Origin of the sequence: Lentzea aerocolonigenes (assembly GCF_000955955.1) — a bacterium.
GTDB lineage: Bacteria > Actinomycetota > Actinomycetes > Mycobacteriales > Pseudonocardiaceae > Lentzea > Lentzea aerocolonigenes_A.
Genome location: NZ_JYJG01000644.1, coordinates 1 through 373 on the forward strand (window position 1 = coordinate 1; position 373 = coordinate 373).

At 62.2% G+C, this 373-nt stretch carries 1 pseudogene; it reads left to right on the forward strand.

Going from position 1 to position 373, the window contains the following annotated elements:
- Positions 1–373, forward strand: a pseudogene (locus UK23_RS48095) (cbb3-type cytochrome c oxidase subunit I); the annotation flags it as partial.

Sequence of the window (373 nt, forward strand, 5' to 3'; positions counted from 1 at the left end):
CCCGGCCAACGGCGGCGTGATCCTGTGGCAGCACCTGTTCTGGTTCTTCGGCCATCCCGAGGTGTACATCGTCGCCTTGCCGTTCTTCGGGATCGTGACGAGATCTTCCCAGTGTTCAGCCGCAAACCGTTGTTCGGTTACAAGGGCCTAGTGTTCGCGACGTTCGCGATCGGCATGCTGTCGGTCGCGGTGTGGGCGCACCACATGTTCGCGACGGGTGCCGTGCTGCTGCCGTTCTTCTCGCTGATGACGTTCCTGATCGCGGTGCCGACCGGGATCAAGTTCTTCAACTGGATCGGCACGATGTGGCGCGGCCAGCTGACGTTCGAGACGCCGATGCTGTTCGCCGTCGGCTTCCTGGTGACGTTCCTCT